General features: G+C 61.2%; 11 protein-coding genes and 1 tRNA gene. 6 read left to right on the top strand and 6 right to left on the bottom strand.

What is annotated here, in order from left to right; genetic code table 11:
• Nucleotides 1-102: 102 nt before the first annotated feature.
• Nucleotides 103-2,427 (bottom strand): acyl-CoA dehydrogenase, encoded by a 2,325-nt coding sequence (locus tag ACRCYW_RS03865; protein ID WP_438548849.1) that lies wholly within the window; start codon nt 2,425-2,427, stop codon nt 103-105.
• Nucleotides 2,428-2,474: 47 nt separating this feature from the next.
• Entirely contained in the window at nt 2,475-3,128 is a 654-nt protein-coding gene (locus ACRCYW_RS03860; protein ID WP_438548848.1) for a TetR/AcrR family transcriptional regulator, read from the bottom strand.
• A gap of 468 nt (nt 3,129-3,596) precedes the next feature.
• Here ACRCYW_RS03860 and ACRCYW_RS03855 point away from each other — a divergent pair, with 468 nt between their 5' ends.
• From ACRCYW_RS03855 to ACRCYW_RS03845, 3 genes are all read left to right on the top strand, one after another.
• Complete coding sequence (locus ACRCYW_RS03855) at nt 3,597-4,337, top strand: phosphatase (RefSeq protein WP_438548847.1); 741 nt, start codon at nt 3,597-3,599, stop codon at nt 4,335-4,337.
• Between the two features lie 82 nt (nt 4,338-4,419).
• Nucleotides 4,420-4,495 (top strand) — tRNA-Thr (locus ACRCYW_RS03850).
• A gap of 248 nt (nt 4,496-4,743) precedes the next feature.
• The gene (locus ACRCYW_RS03845; RefSeq protein ID WP_438548846.1) at nt 4,744-7,437 is read left to right on the top strand and encodes an AAA domain-containing protein; all 2,694 of its coding nucleotides are present in this window, start codon (nt 4,744-4,746) and stop codon (nt 7,435-7,437) included.
• 397 nt (nt 7,438-7,834) lie between these two features.
• Here the strand turns inward: ACRCYW_RS03845 and ACRCYW_RS03840 are convergent, their stop codons facing one another.
• The 4 genes from ACRCYW_RS03840 to ACRCYW_RS03825 form a co-directional block, all read right to left on the bottom strand.
• On the bottom strand, nt 7,835-8,830 hold the full coding sequence (locus ACRCYW_RS03840) for a sulfate ABC transporter substrate-binding protein (RefSeq protein ID WP_438548845.1): 996 nt from the start codon (nt 8,828-8,830) through the stop codon (nt 7,835-7,837).
• A gap of 341 nt (nt 8,831-9,171) precedes the next feature.
• Nucleotides 9,172-10,587 (bottom strand): efflux transporter outer membrane subunit, encoded by a 1,416-nt coding sequence (locus tag ACRCYW_RS03835; protein ID WP_438548844.1) that lies wholly within the window; start codon nt 10,585-10,587, stop codon nt 9,172-9,174.
• Nucleotides 10,580-13,729: an efflux RND transporter permease subunit gene (locus ACRCYW_RS03830; RefSeq protein ID WP_438548843.1), complete on the bottom strand. Its 3,150-nt coding sequence runs from the start codon at nt 13,727-13,729 to the stop codon at nt 10,580-10,582. The genes ACRCYW_RS03835 and ACRCYW_RS03830 overlap by 8 nt, the downstream gene beginning before the upstream one ends.
• A gap of 17 nt (nt 13,730-13,746) precedes the next feature.
• Complete coding sequence (locus tag ACRCYW_RS03825) at nt 13,747-14,940, bottom strand: efflux RND transporter periplasmic adaptor subunit (protein WP_438548842.1); 1,194 nt, start codon at nt 14,938-14,940, stop codon at nt 13,747-13,749.
• Nucleotides 14,941-15,095: 155 nt separating this feature from the next.
• On the opposite strand from ACRCYW_RS03825, the gene ACRCYW_RS03820 reads away from it, so the two are divergent.
• The 3 genes from ACRCYW_RS03820 (at nt 15,096) to ACRCYW_RS03810 (ending at nt 17,838) form a co-directional block, all read left to right on the top strand.
• On the top strand, nt 15,096-15,737 hold the full coding sequence (locus tag ACRCYW_RS03820) for a TetR family transcriptional regulator (RefSeq protein ID WP_438548841.1): 642 nt from the start codon (nt 15,096-15,098) through the stop codon (nt 15,735-15,737).
• 166 nt (nt 15,738-15,903) lie between these two features.
• A complete protein-coding gene (locus tag ACRCYW_RS03815; RefSeq protein WP_438548840.1) occupies nt 15,904-16,542 on the top strand; it encodes a class I SAM-dependent methyltransferase in 639 nt (212 codons plus the stop codon).
• Between the two features lie 117 nt (nt 16,543-16,659).
• Complete coding sequence (locus ACRCYW_RS03810; protein WP_438548839.1) at nt 16,660-17,838, top strand: dicarboxylate/amino acid:cation symporter; 1,179 nt, start codon at nt 16,660-16,662, stop codon at nt 17,836-17,838.
• Nucleotides 17,839-17,858: the final 20 nt, after the last annotated feature.

The raw sequence follows: 17,858 nt of genomic DNA, 5'->3' as shown, positions 1-17,858 counted from the left end.
GAGGGCCATTGCATTAAACTGGAATTAATCGGCATTGTAAATGCCTGGTTAAACAACAAAAAAACCGGCCACATGGGCCGGTTTTTCAATCTTGCGTCAGACTCAGGCGGCGTGCACCGCCGGGGCCGGTTGAGACAGTCCTTCCAGCTCACCCGGGGCGAAGTTGTCCACCTGGATCGCCTCGTAGCGCAGGGCATCGGCGGCCAGCAGCTTGTCCGCCTCATCCTGGCTCAGGATGGACTGGGACAGGGCGGCGGCGACCAGCTCGGACAGGGCCATCTTGCGCGGCAGCTTGCCCTCTTTCTGGGCCTGGACCAGCTTCTTCTCGATGGGCTGGACGGCGACCATGGCCTGGAAGGCGCGCTCCATCTGGCCGACGGGATCCGCCTCATCCTTGCCCACGTAGCAGAGGGCGGTCAGACGGTCGCGGAACTCGCCCGGCTTCATCATGGCCAGACAGATGGCGTGGCAGCGATCGTCCGCCGGCATCTTGTAACCGACCCCGAACGGGAACACCACCCGCTTGAGCACGGCCCCCGCCACCTTGTTCGGGAAGTTCTGGAAGAAGCCCTCGAACGCCTTGCCGATCAGATAGAGGTTGCGCTCCACCGCGTACTGCACGAAGGGCAGATCGGAGACCATGCGGCCCTGATCCTCGTAGTGCTTGAGGGTGGCAGAGGCCAGATAGAGGTGGCTCAGCACGTCGCCGAGGCGAGCGGAGATCATCTCCTTGCGCTTGAGATCCCCACCCAGCATCAGCATGGAGACGTCGGCGCACAGGGCCAGCCCTTTACTCATGCGGGACAGCTGCTTGTAGTAGCGAGCGGTCTCACCGCCCACCGGGGAACCATTGAACTGACCCAGGGTCAGCCCCTGGAACAGGGCGCCGAAGAAGTTGCCGGTACCGAAGGCGATGTGCTTCATCAGCAGGGCGTCGAACTTCTCGAGACCACGCTCCACGTCGGTGTCGGCGGCCGCTTCCAGCTCGGCGAACACGTAAGGGTGGCAACGGGTGGCGCCCTGGCCGAAGATCATCAGGTTGCGGGTCAGTATATTGGCCCCTTCCACCGTGATGGCCACCGGAATACCCATGTAGGCGTAGCCGGTGTAGTTCTTCGGACCGAGCTGGATGGCACGACCGGCGTGGATGTCCATGGAGTCATCCATGATCTGGCGCGCCATCTCGGTCATGTGGTACTTGGAAATCGCCGTGACGATGGCCGGTGCCTGCCCCAGATCCAGGGAGCCTGCGGTCATGCGACGAGCCCCTTCCAGCTGATAGGTCAGGCCGCCGATGCGAGCCAGCGCCTCTTGCACTCCTTCGAACTTGCCGATGGACATGCCGAACTGCTTGCGTACATAGGAGTAGGCACCCACGGTGCGGCTCGCCATGTGACCACAGGCGGTACCGAGCGCCGGCAACGAGATGCCGCGACCGGCGGAGAGGCATTCCACCAGCATGCGCCAGCCACGACCGGCGTATTCAGGGCCGCCGATGATCCAGTCCAGCGGGATGAACACATCCTTGCCGAAGGTCGGACCGTTCAGGAACGCCAGCCCCATGGGGTAGTGGCGATCGCCGACCCGCACACCCGGGTGGTTGGTCGGGATCAGGGCACAGGTGATGCCGATCTCTTCCTTGTCCCCCAGCAGCCTGTCCGGGTCATACATCTTGAACGCCAGGCCCAGCACGGTGGCACGCGGCGCCAGGGTGATGTAGCGCTTGTTCCAGTTCAGGCGAAGCCCGAGCACTTCCTCACCCTTGTACATGCCCTTGCAGACGATCCCCTTGTCCGGGATGGCGCCGGCATCCGAGCCCGCTTCCGGACCGGTCAGGGCGAAGCAGGGTACTTCCTTGCCGTTGGCGAGACCCGGCAGCCAGAAGTCTTTCTGGGCCTGAGTACCGTAGTGCATCAGGAGCTCACCCGGGCCCAGGGAGTTCGGCACCATGACGGTGACCGCCACGCTCAGGCTCTTGGTTGCGATGCGGGTGACGATAGTGGAGTTGGCAATCGCCGAGAACTCGCGACCACCGTAGGATTTCGGGATGATCAGCGCGAAGAAGCCTTCCTTCTTCAGGTAGTCCCACACGGACTCTGGCAGATCCTTGGTCTCGTTGACGATCTTGAAGTCATCCACCATGGCGAGCAGGGTCTCGACCTGGTTGTCGATGAAGGCCTGCTCCTCGGCGCTCAGGGTCGCCTTGCCGTAGCCATGCAGCTTCTTCCAGTCGGGGTTGCCACGGAACAGCTCGCCGTCCCACCAGACGGAGCCGGCCTCCATGGCCTCCCGCTCGGTGGCCGACAGGGGCGGCAGGATTTTTTTGAAGATGCCGAACACCGGACGGGTCACCACCTTTTTACGGATGGCAGGGACGCCGAGCACCACGGCTATCGCCAGCACCAGCAGGACAAGCAATGTGATCATACGAAAGTTCCTTTTATTTCACTGTTTCCGTTGATTATTGTTGGGCACTACACGGCCAGGGAGAGCCTGGTCGACTCCACGGGCGCACCGACACCGGACGCCAGATAGGGAATTACGTTGCGCACCAGCCCCTCCACATCGAGCTGCTGGCCAAAATCGGCCTGGGCGATGTCACGCAGGGCATCGGCGGAGGCCATGGTGAACACGACAGTGCCCAGGGTGAAGTGCAGGCGCCAGAACAGATCCGCCGGCGACAGGGCCGGATTGGCCTTGGAGATCGCCTGGGTGATCCCGTGCAGGGTGGCACCATAGTGGCTGGTGATGAAACGGCGCAGGTGGCCCTGGCTGTCGATGTAGCCGCGACCCAGCAGCTGCATGAAGAGTGCAGGCCCGTTTGAACGCACCTCCACCAGCTTCATCAAGGGGTCGACGAAGCTCTCGAACACCTGCAGCAGGGTCAGTTGCTCCTGCGCCATCAGGGTGTGCAGCCGCGCATCCAGCGCCGGCATGAACAGGCTCAGATAGCGGTCGAGCACCGCCTGGATCAGCTCCTTCTTGGAGCCGAAGTGATAGTTGACCGAAGCCAGGTTCACATCGGCCTCGCTGGTGATCAGACGCAAAGAGGTATCGGCAAACCCCCGCTCGGCAAACAGCACCTCGGCGGCATCGAGAATACGGTTCTTGGTATCGATTTTACTCACAGGACACCTCACTTAAACGAATGTTTAAAAAGTACGTTTCACGCCCAGCCATGTCAAGAGAATGTGAATGAGTGTTGAGGAAATGTTTTTTAATCAAAAAGAGGGAACAAGGCGGGAACTTAGCCGGGAAACGGCACTCTATATCTATGCCACTGCAATTAAACATTAAGTCTCGCCCAACTAACGCCATGTTAGTTGGGCATTTTTTTATCCAGCAAGTAATCGGCCCCAGGGATCCTGGCGAAAAAAAACCGTCGCAGGGGCGACGGTGGGGAAACGGGTCTGACTATCCAGTGTCGACCCATCGATGGGTGTTCAGGCTTGCATCGATGGGGTCATCTTCCCAGCCAAAGTTGGCCAGACTTTGTCAGTCTTGCCGTAATTTGTGACAGAGTATGGCAAGCTGTCTCATGGCCCCTCCCCGCCATTTTTGCTATGCTGGCGCCTCATGCCAGAGGGGGAGAGAAGATGAAGTATACGGTCGATACCCACACGCACACCGTCGCCAGCACCCATGCCTACAGCACCATCCACGACTACCTGCCCATCGCCAGGGCCAAGGGGATCAAGCTGTTCGCCACCACGGATCACGGCCCGGAGATGGCCGATGCTCCCCACGTCTGGCACTTCGTCAATCTGCATGTGCTGCCCAGGGTCGTGGACGGGGTCGGCATACTGCGCGGCATCGAGGCCAACATCAAGAACATCGCCGGCGAAATCGACTTCCCCGAGCGCTATGAATCCCGCCTCGACATGATCATGGCAGGCTTCCACGAGCCAGTATTCCCTCCCTGCGATCAGGCCACCCACACCCAGGCCATGATCAACGCCATCAAGAGCGGCCGGGTCGACATGATAAGCCATCCCGGCAACCCCGCCTTCCCCATCGACATCCCGGCAGTGGTCAGGGCCGCCGCCGAGTATCGGGTGGCCCTGGAGCTCAACAACTCCTCCTTCAGCCACTCCCGTCCCGGCAGCGAGGGCAACTGCCGCGCCATCGTCGAGGCGGCGCGTGATCTGGGCGCCTACCTCACCTTCGGCTCCGACTCCCACGTCGCCTTCAGCCTGGGGGATTTCGAGCACTGCCAACGACTGGTGGAGGTGGCCGGTTTCCCCGAGGAGCGGATCCTGGCCCGCTCCCCCCGCGCCCTGCTCGATTTCCTCGAGAGCCGCGGCCGGGCCCATATTCCGGAGTTTGCAGATTTCTAGATACCCTAACTCCATGAGCGGCCTCATGAAATTTACCAAGGCGCATTGACTCGTGACTCAGTTTTCGGGAATCTAGCTGCACGCCGGTGTAGCTCAGTTGGTAGAGCAGCGCATTCGTAATGCGAAGGTCGCAGGTTCGACTCCTGTTTCCGGCACCATTTAATATCAACGACTTAGGCAATTTTTGTCGCTGCGTGATCTTCTCCTTGTGTCGTTTTTGTGTCGTAAATACCCAAAAGCAGGTCGATCTTGCGGCCGAGTTCAGTGCGAGGTGCGCATACCTCCGGACTATCTCGATGCATTCCCAATATCCCGCATGCAATGATGGCAATATATTCTTCCTTGGAAACCGCTGTATTTGGCGTGAGGCGAAGCCGGACGTAATGCGCCTAGGGATTAAAGGTACATGATATCGATTCTGGTTGATGGTGAGGACAAGACCGCAAAGATCAGCGACTGGGTGATTCGCTGGAGCGAAAAGTACGAAGCACTGGAACTGACCTGTCATTTCCCCTCCAGTAAAAAATACACCCGCCCGCTCAGTAACTGCCGAGTGTCACCTTCCCGCGAGTTGAGCAATGTACTGCTGACCAAACCTGGCAGCACGATCGTCAAACCCATCGACAAAGCAGTGATCTACGGCGAGCGATATGCCGTGGTGCACTATCCGGGCGGCACCAGGCCCTATGTCCACAAGATGGACGGCATCGTCTTCACCGCCCCTACCTCGATCAAGGACACGCCGGTCTTCGGTTATTTCACTGCGGTCGCGAGTGCCCGACACGCTCAAGCACAGTCGAAGGCTGATCGTGACATAGCCAGCAATGTCGTAACTCAGCTTGGAAAACTGCCCGCCATCGCCAGCACGGCCTTGCAAGCCTATTGCACCGGGCACAACGGCACGCTCGCCCCAGGTCAGGGGCTCATTTATCCGTTCGGACTGAACGAAAGCCAGTACCAGGCCGTCGAGCGGGCATTCAGCGCGCAAGTCAGCGTGATCGAAGGCCCACCGGGAACCGGCAAGACCCAGACCATCCTCAACATCCTCGCCAATATCCTGTTGCGCGGGCAGACAGTGGCGGTGCTGTCCAACAACAATGCGGCCGTGGCAAACGTCTATGAAAAGCTGGAGAAATGCGGCCTGGGATACCTGGTCGCCAAGCTTGGCAACAAGAAAAACCGCGAAGCCTTCTTCGACGACCTGCCTGCATGGCCCTCCAGCGCACCCGTACCGGCACCGTCCCTGGAAGAGGTCCAGGGCTTGCTGACCCGCCTGAAGCAGCACCTGCAAGACCACAATCGGGCGGCACAACTGCAGATCGAACTGGACGAGCTAGTCATCGAGCGGCGCTACCTGCAACAGTGGCAGGCAGAAAACGGTGTGCAGGCCACGTCGTTGGACAAGTACAGGCTGACCCCACGCAAGACTGCCGACCTCATGGCCTACCTGGCGCACCTGGGCGAGCACCGCGTGAGGCTCAAGGACCGCATCGAGCTGCTGTTCCAATTCAGAGTCTTTCGCACCAAGCCGTTCGCCGAAGGCGAGGCGCGCATGGCCGCGTTCCATGCCCTACAGATGCATTACTACGACAAGTCACTGCAGGATAAGGAAACAGAGCTGCGGGCGTGCCGTGAATCCTTGGCGCGCGCAAATTTCACGGCGTTGCTCAAAGAGCTGACAACCGCATCGATGCACCATCTGAAGCAGCATCTGCAAGGCCAGGTTCCGCCGCGAGACAGCTTCGATGTCAAAACCTACCGCAGGGACTTTGATGCCTTCATGCGGCGCTTCCCTATCCTGGGCAGCGGCACGCACTCCATCGTCAACTCGATCGCACCGGGTGCGATCCTCGACTACGTGATCATCGATGAAGCTTCTTTGCAGGACATAGTACCGGGCATCCTGCCGCTGGGCTGTGCCAAGAACCTGATCGTCGTCGGCGACAACCGCCAGTTGCCGCACATCCCCGTGAAACTGGGGCTGCAGGCGCCGGCCGAGGCTTACGATTGCGAGCGCTACAGCTTGCTGGATTCGTGCATTGCCGTGTTCCAGGACGCACTGCCAAGAACGCTGTTGAAGGAGCATTACCGCTGCCACCCCAGGATCATCCAGTTCTGTAACCAGCAGTTCTATGGCAACGCACTGGTGCCGATGACTGTGGATAACGGCGAGGAACCCCTGCGTCTGGTGGTGACCGCCAAGGGCAACCACGCACGTAAGAATACCAACCTTCGGGAGTTGGATTCCTTGCTGAAGGTGCTCGAAGACGAGGGGCAGCCCGTCGCAGTGAATGATGAAGGCCGCGGTTACATCGCCCCGTTTCGGGCACAGGTCAGCCTCTCCGACAAGCACCTGCCGGCGGACTTCGTCAATGACACAGTGCACAAGTTCCAGGGGCGCGAGTGCGACGAGATCGTCTTTTCTACCGTGCTGGACAAGAAGCGCTACAACCAGGCGCAAGGACGCCTGGATTTCGTCGACGACCCGCGCATGATCAACGTGGCAGTGTCGCGGGCCAAACATCGCTTCACCCTGGTGACCGGTGACGAGGTGTTCACCAACAACAATGGCCACATCGCTGCACTGATCCGCTATATCAGCTATTACGCGCAGGACGAGCAGATCGTGCGTGCGCCAGTGGTGTCCGCATTCGACTTGTTGTACCGCGAGTACGACCAGTCCCTGGCACGCCTGAATGCCCGTCTGCGGCCCGAGGACTCACGCTACAAGTCCGAGCAGATCGTGGCGCAGTTGCTGCGCGAAGCGCTGTCGGCCCCTGCGTGCCAGGCGTTGCAATACCACATGCAGATCCGACTGGACAAGCTCGCATCGCCGACTAACACCGACTGGACGGAAACTCAGCGGGCGTTCATGAGGCGCGCCAGTTGCGATTTCGTGATCTATTTCAAAGTGGGTAAGACACCGATAGGGGTGATCGAGGTCGATGGCGGGTATCACGACCACCCAGTACAGGCGGCTCGAGATGTCATGAAGAATGAGATTTTGAATAAATGCCACATTCCCATTTTACGACTGCGGACAGTTGATAGTGGTATTAAGCAGAGAATCGACAACTTTATTGGTCTGTGGGCTAAATAGCAGTTCCTAATAGTAGAACGCAGGAGGAAGAAAACTCAGTCCAGCCTGCGTGACTTGATTAGTTGCCAAACGACATAAGCTACAAACCAACAATGGAATCATTCGTTTCGTAATGTGCTGGTCGCAGGTTCGACTCCTGTTTCCGGCACCAGATAAAAAAAAGGGTTAGCCTCGTGACGCGGCTAAACCTTTGTGCTTTTGTCATTTGGACCCGGCAAGGGAACCCGGATTGACAACGCTGGCACCCAATCCATCCCCTTCTCATACCTGCCATGGCCTGCTCTGCCATGCACTCCCTAACGCGCCACCTTGCATGCATGAGGAGCCAAGCGTCTGGCCCCTACAGGTGAATAGTCCCGGCATGAGACAGCCGGGATGGCTTTATCCAAGACGCCCCTTACTGCACCGCATAGACCTGGTCGAACACGCCCCCTTCCTTGAAGTGAGTGCTCTGAATAACCGGCCACTCGCCGAAGGTCTTCACCACGTTGAAGAAGGTGACTTGTGGGAAGCGATCGGAGAATTCGGCGAGGATCGCCGGATTGCGCGGGCGCAGGTAGTTGTTGGCGGCGATGCGCTGGCCTTCGTCAGACCACAGGTACTTCAGATAGGCTTCGGCCTCCTTGCGGGTGCCCTGCTTGTCGACGACCTTGTCCACCACGGCCACCGGGAGCTCGGCCACGGCGGTGACGCTGGGGTAGATCACCTCGAAGTTGCCACGACCAAACTCGCGGGCGATCATCTCGGCTTCGTTTTCGAAGGTGATCAGCACGTCACCTATCCGGTTCTGAATGAAGGTGGTGGTGGCGGCGCGGCCACCGGTGTCGAGCACGGGGGCTTGCTTGAACAGCTTGCCGACGAACTCCTTGGCCGCCTTCTCATCACCCCCCTTCTCCAGTACATAACCCCAGGCCGACAGATAGGTGTAGCGGCCATTCCCCGAGGTCTTGGGGTTCGGCACTATGACCTTCACCCCCTCTTTGAGCAGATCGGGCCAGTCCTTCAGCCCCTTGGGGTTGCCCTTGCGCACGATAAACACGGTGGCCGAGGTGAAGGGGGCGCTGTTGTCCGGCAGGAGAGTCGCCCAATCCTTCGGCACCAGGCCGCCATGTTCGGCGAGGGCGTTGATATCGGTGGCCATGTTCATGGTGATCACGTCGGCGGGCAGGCCGTCGATGACTGCGCGCGCCTGCTTGCTCGAGCCGCCGTGGGACATATTGATCTGCAGCGGCTGGCCGCCTTCTGCCTGCCAGTGTTTCTGGAACACTGGGTTGTAGTCCTTGTAGAAATCGCGCATCACGTCGTAGGAGGCGTTGAGCAGGGTGGCAGCCTGGGCCAGCGGGGCGAGGGCCAGTCCTGCGGCGAGCAGGGTGGCGGGTAGCAGTCGTTTCATTGCACGTCCTTGGAATGAGAGTCGAGTGACCAACTATAAGAGCCCCCCATTTATTCTTTGAAAGAATAATTAGTTCGCAGCTTATGCGATTTATAGCATGACTCTGACTGAGCTCAGCGGACGAGATGGATGGCGGCAGTGATTTGGCCATCGGTTTTCGCAGGGAGATGAAGACTGGAAGAGGCTGACGCATATCATAAATATCGCTTGTGCTGGCTAATCCTTATATTCGCCGAGCAAGCCTCTATTTAGTCCATATTTGTTGGTGCTATCGAATATAAAAACAGGGCGAACCCAGCGGTTCGCCCTATGACTGTCATGGCGCAGTGCTTGCGAGAGCGTTAGCCCTGCCCCTCCGGGGTAGTTGCTGCGGACGCTTCTGCCTGCCAACCGCCGCCGACCGCCTTGTAGAGGGCGACCTGGTTGCTGAGCTGGGCCAGACGGGTGCTGATGAGCCCCTGGCGCGCACTGAACAGGGAGCGCTGGGCATCGAGGCGGGTCAGATAGCTGTCCACCCCCTGTTCGTAGCGGAACTCAGCCAGCCTGAAGTAGGTCTGATTTGCTTCCACCAGATCCCGCTGGGCCTGCAGCTGCTGCTCATAGTCCGCCTGGGCACCCAGGGTATCGGCAACCTCTTTGAAGGCGGTCTGGATGCTCTTCTCGTAGCTCGCCACCGCCTGCTTGGCACCCACTTCCGCCACATCCAGATCCGCAATGCGCTTGCCACCGTCGAAGATGGGCAGGCTTATCTGGGGCATGAAGGTCCAGGTGCCGGTGCCGCCGTCAAACAACCCGCTCAGCTGGCTGCTGGCGGTCCCCGCCGTCGCGGTCAGCGAGATGGTCGGGAAAAAGGCGGCACGGGCCGCACCGATATTGGCGTTGGCCCCCTTCAGGCTGTGCTCCGCCGCCAGGATATCCGGGCGTTGTTGCAGCAGACTGGAAGGCGCCCCCACCGGGATAGCCGCCAAGCGCACCTCCTCCAGGGTCTTGGGTTGCCCCTCCAGCACCGGAACCTCGGTGCCGAGCAGCAGGGCCAGACCGTTCCTGTCCTGTTTCACCTGGCGCTGATATTGCGCCTGGCTGACCCGGGCGTTCTCGAGCGCCGTGCGCCCCTGCGCCAACTCCATCTCGGAGGCGGCCCCCAGCCGGTATTTGTGCTGGGTCAGGGCGTAACTCTCCTGCTCGGTGGCCAGGGTCGCCTGGCTCAGCGCCAGCAGCTCCTGATCCGCCAGCAGGATGAAGTAGGCGTTCGCCACCGAGGCGACCAGGGCAATCTGGGTGCTGCGCTGGGTCTCGATTTGCGCCAGATAGTTTTCCAGCGCCTGATCTTTCAGGCTCTGGATCCGGCCAAACAGGTCCAGCTCATAGGCGGTGATGCCGATGTTCGCGCCGTACTGGCTGCTGATGGAGCCCTGCCCCGTGCTGCTGAGATCGTCGGACCCCTGCTGGCGGGTGCCGCTGCCATCGGCGGCCAGGGTCGGCAACTGCGCCGCCCGCTGGATCCGATATCTGGCCTCATAGGCCTCGACATTGAGGGCCGCGAGGCGCAGGTCCCGGTTGTTGTCGAGCGCCGTGCCGATCAATTTTTGCAGGGCCGGATCCAGGAACTGCTGGCGCCAGGGGGCAAGTTCCCCCTTGGCGGCCAGGTTGTCTTGCCAGGAGGCGCCTTGGGGCAGCTCGGGGCGCTGGTAATCGGGGGCCATGGAGCAGGCCCCCAGCAGCAGGGTCACGCTCAGGGCGATCAGGGTCTTAGTCATGTTTGATCTCCTTGGCGTGGGCGATGCGCTCCTCGGCGCTGTGGTGCTCGGTGAAGTAACGCATCACCAGCACGAAGAACAGCGGCACGAAGAAGATGGCCAGCACGGTGGCGGTGATCATGCCCCCCATCACGCCGGTACCGATGGCATTACGGCTGCTGGCGCCGGCGCCGGTACTGATCACCAGCGGCAGTACGCCGAGGATGAAGGCGAGGGAGGTCATCAGGATCGGGCGCAGACGCTGGCGCGACGCCTCGACCACGGCTTCCCCGAGTTTCATCCCCTTGTCGTGCAGCTCCTTGGCAAATTCCACGATCAGGATGGCGTTCTTGGCCGACAGCCCGATCGTGGTGAGCAGGCCCACCTGGAAGTAGACGTCGTTCTCGAGGCCGCGCAGGGTCGCCGCCAGGATGGCACCCAGTACCCCGAGCGGCACCACCAGCATGACCGAGAACGGAATGCTCCAGCTCTCGTAGAGCGCCGCCAGACAGAGGAACACCACCAGCAGGGAGATGGCGTACAGGGCCGGCGCCTGGGAGCCTGCCTGCCGCTCCTGGAAGGAGAGACCGGTCCACTCGATGCCGATGCCTTCCGGCAGCTGCTTCACCATCTGCTCGATGGCTGCCATGGCATCACCCGTACTCTTGCCAGGCGCCGCTTCACCGACTATCTCCATGGCGGAGACACCGTTGTAACGTTCCAGACGGGGTGAGCCGAAGCTCCAGTCCGTGGTGGCGAAGGCGGAGAAGGGCACCATCTGACCCGCGCTGTTGCGCACGTACCACAGCTTGAGATCTTCCGGGTTCATCCGGAACGGTGCATCAGCCTGCAGGTAGACCTTCTTGACCCGGCCTCTGTCGACGAAGTCGTTCACATAGGAGGAACCCCAGGCCGCCGACAAGGTGTTGTTGATGTCGGTGATGGAGAGCCCCTGAGCCAGCGCCTTCTCGTAGTCGATCTTGATGTCGAGCTGGGGGGTGTCTTCCATCCCGTTCGGGCGTACCCGCACCAGGTTGGGATCCTGCGCCATCATGCCGAGCAGCTGGTTACGGGCCGCCATCAATTTCTCGTGCCCCAGTTCACCACGGTCTTGCAGGAAGAAGTCAAAACCTGTGGCCGTGCCGAGCTCCGGGATGGGAGGCAGGTTGAAAGCGAACACCTTGGCTTCCTTGATGCTGGACAGGTAGCCCATGGCGCGACCTATGATGGCGTTGGCGCTGCGCTCCTCGCCCTGTCGTTCACTCCAGTCCTTCAGCTTGATGAAGGCCATGCCCGTATTCTGTCCGTTACCGGCGAAGCTGAAGCCCGCCACCGTCAGCACGGAGTCCACATTGTCCTTCTCGGTCTCGAGGAAGTAGTCGCGCATCTCGGCGAGCACTACCTCGGTGCGCTCCTTGGTGGCACCGACCGGCAGTTGCACCAAGGACATGATGACCCCCTGATCCTCTTCCGGTAGGAAGGAATCAGGAAGGCGCACAAACAGCAGCGCCAGCACCGCCAGCATGGCCAGATAGATGATGCTGTAGCGGGTACCCTGCTTGATCACCTTGCGCACGCCGTTCTGGTAACGGTTGGCGTTGGTGTCGAAGAAGCGGTTGAACCAGCCGAAGAAGCCGCGCTGGGTGCCGTGCTCACCCTGCTTGATGGGCTTGAGCAGGGTGGCACACAGGGCCGGGGTCAGGATCAGGGCCACCAGCACAGAGAGCACCATGGCCGAGACTATGGTCAGGGAGAACTGGCGATAGATGGCACCGGTGGAGCCGCCGAAGAAGGCCATGGGCACGAACACGGCGGACAGCACCAGGGCGATCCCCACCAGGGCGCCGGTGATCTGGGTCATGGACTTGCGGGTCGCCTCCAGCGGGGAGAGACCCTCCTCGCTCATCAGACGCTCCACGTTCTCCACCACCACGATGGCATCATCCACCAAGAGGCCGATGGCCAGCACCAGACCGAACATGGTCAGGGTGTTGATGGAGAAGCCGAACGCCGCCATGACACCGAAGGTACCGAGCAGCACCACGGGCACCGCTATGGTCGGGATCAGGGTCGCCCGGAAGTTCTGCAAGAACAGATACATGACGCAGAACACCAGGAAGATGGCTTCCACCAGGGTCTGCACCACCTCCTCGATGGAGATCTTCACGAACGGCGTGGTGTCGTAGGGGTAGACGATCTTCATGTTGGCCGGGAAGTACTCGGCGAGTTCATCCAGCTTGCCACGCACGTGATCGGCGGTGTCCAGGGCGTTGGCCCCGGTGGCGAGCTTGATGGCGAGCGCCGCTGTGGCCTGACCGTTGTAGAGCGCGGAGGCGTCATAGCTTTCGCCGGCAAGTTCCACACGCGCCACGTCCTTGAGCAGCACCTTGGAGCCATCCTGGTTCACCCGCAGCAGGATATTGTTGAACTCCTCCGGGGTGGACAGACGGGTCTGCCCCATGATGGTGGCGGTGAATTGCTGATCGCTCACCGCCGGGGTGCCGCCGAGTTTGCCGAACGCGACCTGGGCGTTCTGGGCCTTGATGGCGGCCTGGATGTCACCCGGGGTCATCTGTACCCGGTTCAACTTATTCGGATCCAGCCAGACCCGCATGGAGTACTGGCTACCGAACAGGGTGATGTCACCCACACCGTCCAGACGGCTCAGGGGCTCCTTGATGTTACTCACCACATAGTCGGCGAGGTCATCGTTGGTCATGCTGCCATCGGTGGAGATGAAGGCGGCCACCATCAGGAAGCTGCTGGAGGTCTTCTGAACGCGAACCCCCTGCTGTTGTACTTCCTGCGGCAACAGCGACATCGCCTGTTGCAGCTTGTTTTGCACCTGCACCTGGGCGATATCGGGATCCGTGCCCGGGTTGAAGGTGAGGGTCACGTTGACGTTGCCGGAGGAATCAGATTGAGCCGACATGTAGAGCAGGTGATCCAGCCCCGTCATGTTCTGCTCGATGATCTGGGTCACCGAGTCTTCCACGGTTTTCGCGGAGGCGCCCGGGTAGCTGGCGGAGATACCAACCGCCGGCGGGGCTATGGTCGGGTATTGGGCGACCGGCAGGCCTATGATGGCCATGACCCCGGCCAGCATGATCACCAGGGCGATCACCCAGGCGAAAATGGGTCTATCTATAAAAAATCGTGCCATGAGGCGACTACTCCATCCTACTGCTTGGTGACCTGGGTCTGCTCAATCTGTGCGGTGTCCGTCTTGCTGACGCGCTCCGCCGGGGCCACCTCGGCACCGGGTTTGACTTTCTGCAGACCGGCGACGATCACTCGCTCACCCGCCTTGAGACCGGACTCCACCACCCAGCTCTCGCCGGACATGCGGCCGAGCTGGACGTCACGCAATTCCACCTTGTTGTCCGCGGTCACCACCATGACGTTGGCACCGCCCTTGGGGGTGCGGGTCACGGCGGTCTGCGGCACCAGCAGGCCTTCGGGACGCTCGCCCTCCTGCAGGGTGGCGCGCATGAACATGCCGGGCAGCAGCAGATCCTGCGGGTTCGGGACTATCACCCTCAGGGTCACCATGCCGGTGGTCTCGTCCACGGTCACGTCGGAGAACTGCAATGAGCCCTGCTCCCCATAGGTGCTGCCATCTTCCAGCTGGAAGCTGACCTTGGCGCCGTCCTTCTGACCATTGGTCAGCTGACCGGCGGCCACCTCACGCTTGAGGCGCAGCAAGTCGGCGGTGGACTGGCGCACGTCCACATACATGGGATCGAGCTGCTGGATGGAAGTGAGGCTGTTCGCCTGCTGGGCGGTCACCAGGGCCCCCTCGGTCACCGAGGAGAGGCCGATGCGACCGCTGATGGGGGCTGTGATGCGGGTATAGGCCAGGTTGATGTTGGCGCTCTGCAGCGCGGCCTTAGCGGCCCCGATCTCGGCAACCTGCTGTTTCCAGGCCGCGTCGGCGTCGTCATACTCCTGACGGCTGATGGCCTTGACCTTCACCAGCTCGGCGTAACGCTGGGCCTTGAGACGGGCGCTGCGCTCGTTGGCCTCGGCCTTGGCGAGGTTCGCCTTGGCACTGGCCACGGCGGCCTGATAGACAGCGGGGTCGATCTGGTACAAGAGCTGGCCGGCCTTGACGTCGCTGCCTTCGGTGAACAGGCGCTTGAGGATGATGCCGTTCACCTGGGGACGCACCTCGGCCACCCGGCGGGGGGCGGTGCGGCCGGTCAGTTCGGACATGAGTTGCAAGGGCGCGGTCTGGAGGGTCACCACGTCCACGGCGGCGGGGGGCATAGCACCCATGGCCTGCTGGGCCTCTCCTTTATCACCACAACCAGCCAGCAGGCCACTTGCCAGCAAGGCAAGGCCGACCGAACGTGCGAGAATATGTTTGTGCATGAATTTTCTGAGCCTCTGTTTCAAACAACAAAAAACAACAAAACCACAGGGTTTATGGGGCCCCTGTTGGTAAATCCGCGAAGATGAGGCAATATACATACATTCATAAATGTATGTAAGTAACTTTTTTACCCTTTTAGACAGGTACGGATCCCATGGCCAGACGAACCAAAGAAGAGGCGCAGCAGACCCGCTGCCACATCATGAGCACGGCCCTGACTCTGTTCTGCCAACAGGGGCTGGCCAAGACCAGCCTGACCGACATTGCCAATGCCGCCGGGCTGACCCGGGGGGCCATCTATTGGCACTTCAAGAACAAGGAGGAGCTCTTCATCTCCCTGTGGGAGGAGCTCTGCTCCCCCCTCTCCCATCAGCTCGACGCCTGCGTCGACGAACAGGAGCCGGATCCCCTCGGCAAGCTGCGGGTCTTCCTCAAGGAGGTGATGGTCAAGATCAGCACCGAGCCCGCCCACCAGCAGATGTTCACCATCATGTTCAACCTGGAGTCCCTGGAAGGAGAGGCCAGCGCCCTGCGCGAGCACATGCGTGCCCAGTCCCTCAACTTCTTCCGGGATCTGGAGCTCACCCTCGCCAATGCGGTGCGCCTGGGCCAATTGCCGGCGGCTCTGGATCTGCGCCGGGGCGCCACCCTGATGCACTGCACCCTGGATGGCTACATCATCAACTGGCTGCACTTCCCGGAGCGCATCAACCTGATCCGGGACGCCGACTTCCTGCTGGACACCCTGTTCGCCCTCATCGCCCAGCCCCAGGGACCCGCGGTGCGCCGTGGCTAAGCGGCGCGGATAGCCAAGGGGCTGGCCAGTGTTCTGGCCCGCCCCTCAAAACCCTCATCGTCGACACGACCCGGGATCCATGCCCGGCACAGACCGGGCTCGATAGTCAACGCCGCGACAAAATCTGCTAGAATGGCCGCCCCCGAATCGAGGTGATCCCCTGTCCATGTCCGCCCAATCCCCATCCCGCCAGCCCATGTCCCTGGCCCATGACCGTTTCCTGACCCTGCTGCCCCAGGGCGCCCACCTGCTGGAGGCAGGCTGCGGTGCGGGGGAGGATCTGCGTTATTTTCGTGAGCAGGGCTATGTGGTCACCGCCTTCGATGCCAGCCTGACCCAGGCCAAAGCGGCCTCGCGTCTGTGCGGTCAGCCGGTACGGGTGTGCCGTTTCGAGCAGATGCACAACGTGCTGCCCTTCGACGGCATCTGGGCCAGCGCCTCCCTGCCCTGCCTTGAGGAGGCCGAGCTCGCCCCCGTGCTGACTCACCTCGCCGGCCTGCTCAGGCCAGAGGGGCCGCTCTACTGCTCCTTTCCTCTCCTGGGTGGGCAGCAGCCCCATGACCCGTCGGCACAAGGCGACACGGGCGAGGAGTATCCCCTGCGCACCCCGCTCGATGAGGCGCGTCTGACCGCGCTCATCGCCCCCCTGCCTTTTGAGCTGCATGCGTGCTGGCACAGCGATGACGGCGCGCAGGGTCGCTGGCTGCATGCCCTGCTGATCCGCGGCCCCAATCCCGCCACAATTAATCAATATCGCGGTCGTCGCTCCAAACAGGGTGCCCGGCGCGATTTCGCATCCAGATAACAATATTTAACTCCGAGTTAACCAGGCATTGGCAGACAAGATGCGGAATTTGTGTTAAAAATCGGCATCAAAATCAAGATTAAATAACAAAACAGACACCAACATCTGGATTAACCCATGAAACTTGTCCTTAAACTGATCGCCGGCATACTCGCCGGTCTCCTGCTCGGTCTCTACGCCCCGGAATGGGTCGCACGCGTGCTGTTTACGGCCAAGACGGTCATCGGTCAGCTGATCACCTTCACCATCCCCCTCATCATCCTGTTCTTCATCATGAGCGGCATCGCCAGCCTGCCGAAGAACTCCGGCAAGCTGCTGGGCAAGACGGTGGCGCTCTCCTACTGCTCCACCATACTGGCGGGCCTGTTCGCCTTCACGGTGGCCAGCAACCTGATCCCGCGCCTGACCACGGCCGCCGAGCCCACCGCCGAGGCGGCCATCAAGCTCAGCTCCTACATCAATCTGGAGATACCGCCGCTGTTCGGGGTCATGTCGGCCCTGGCCGCCGCCTTCGTGTTCGGCATCGGCATCAGCGCCACCCAGGCCACGGATCTGCGCCGGGTCGCGGATCAGGGCCGTGACATCATCGACCGCCTGCTGGCCAGGGTGATCATCCCGCTGCTGCCCTTCTACATCGCCGGCGTCTTCGTCGAGATGACGGTGGAAGGCACCGTCTTCGCCACCCTGAAGACCTTCGGCGTGGTGCTGGTGATGGCCATCGCCATGCACTGGCTCTGGCTCTCAGTGCTGTTCGTCGGCACCGGCCTGGCGCTGGGTCGCTCCCCGGCCATGCTGATCAAGAACATGCTGCCGGCCTACTTCACCGCCCTGGGCACCATGTCCAGCGCCGCCACCATCCCGGTAGCCCTCAAGGCCAGCAAGAACAACGGGGTGAGCGAGGGCATCGCCAACTTTACCGTGCCCCTGTGCGCCACCATCCACCTGTGCGGCTCCACCATCACCCTGGTGACCTGCGCCACCGCCGTCATGTTCCTCTCCGAGCACCTGGCCATCCCCGGGCTCTCCACCATGCTGCCCTTCATCATGATGCTGGGCGTCATCATGATTGCGGCCCCCGGTGCCCCGGGTGGCGGCGTCATGTCGGCGCTGGGTCTGCTCACCTCCATGCTGGGTTTCGGTGAGGCCTCCATCGCCCTGATGATCGCCCTCTACCTGGCGCAGGACAGCTTTGGCACCGCCTGCAACGTCACCGGTGACGGCGTCATCGCCCTCTGGGCCGACCGCTTCGCCAAGGGCGAGGAGAGCCTACCGGCCGCCGAACAGGAAGCGGCCTGACAGTTCAAGTCAGCCAATAA

Origin of the sequence: Aeromonas sp. (assembly GCF_051657805.1) — a bacterium.
Taxonomy (GTDB): Bacteria; Pseudomonadota; Gammaproteobacteria; order Enterobacterales; family Aeromonadaceae; genus Aeromonas.
The sequence above is the reverse complement of the archived record's forward strand: the minus strand, read 5'-3'. Positions and strand labels throughout refer to the sequence as shown.

Excerpts from the sequence above, each read along its gene's own strand:
- ACRCYW_RS03865 (WP_438548849.1), bottom strand. The coding sequence starts at position 2,427 with ATGATCACATTGCTTGTCCTGCTGGTGCTGGCGATAGCCGTGGTGCTC.
- ACRCYW_RS03855 (WP_438548847.1), top strand. The coding sequence starts at position 3,597 with ATGAAGTATACGGTCGATACCCACACGCACACCGTCGCCAGCACCCAT.
- ACRCYW_RS03845 (WP_438548846.1), top strand. The coding sequence starts at position 4,744 with ATGATATCGATTCTGGTTGATGGTGAGGACAAGACCGCAAAGATCAGC.
- ACRCYW_RS03840 (WP_438548845.1), bottom strand. The coding sequence starts at position 8,830 with ATGAAACGACTGCTACCCGCCACCCTGCTCGCCGCAGGACTGGCCCTC.
- ACRCYW_RS03835 (WP_438548844.1), bottom strand. The coding sequence starts at position 10,587 with ATGACTAAGACCCTGATCGCCCTGAGCGTGACCCTGCTGCTGGGGGCC.
- ACRCYW_RS03830 (WP_438548843.1), bottom strand. The coding sequence starts at position 13,729 with ATGGCACGATTTTTTATAGATAGACCCATTTTCGCCTGGGTGATCGCC.
- ACRCYW_RS03825 (WP_438548842.1), bottom strand. The coding sequence starts at position 14,940 with ATGCACAAACATATTCTCGCACGTTCGGTCGGCCTTGCCTTGCTGGCA.
- ACRCYW_RS03820 (WP_438548841.1), top strand. The coding sequence starts at position 15,096 with ATGGCCAGACGAACCAAAGAAGAGGCGCAGCAGACCCGCTGCCACATC.
- ACRCYW_RS03815 (WP_438548840.1), top strand. The coding sequence starts at position 15,904 with ATGTCCGCCCAATCCCCATCCCGCCAGCCCATGTCCCTGGCCCATGAC.
- ACRCYW_RS03810 (WP_438548839.1), top strand. The coding sequence starts at position 16,660 with ATGAAACTTGTCCTTAAACTGATCGCCGGCATACTCGCCGGTCTCCTG.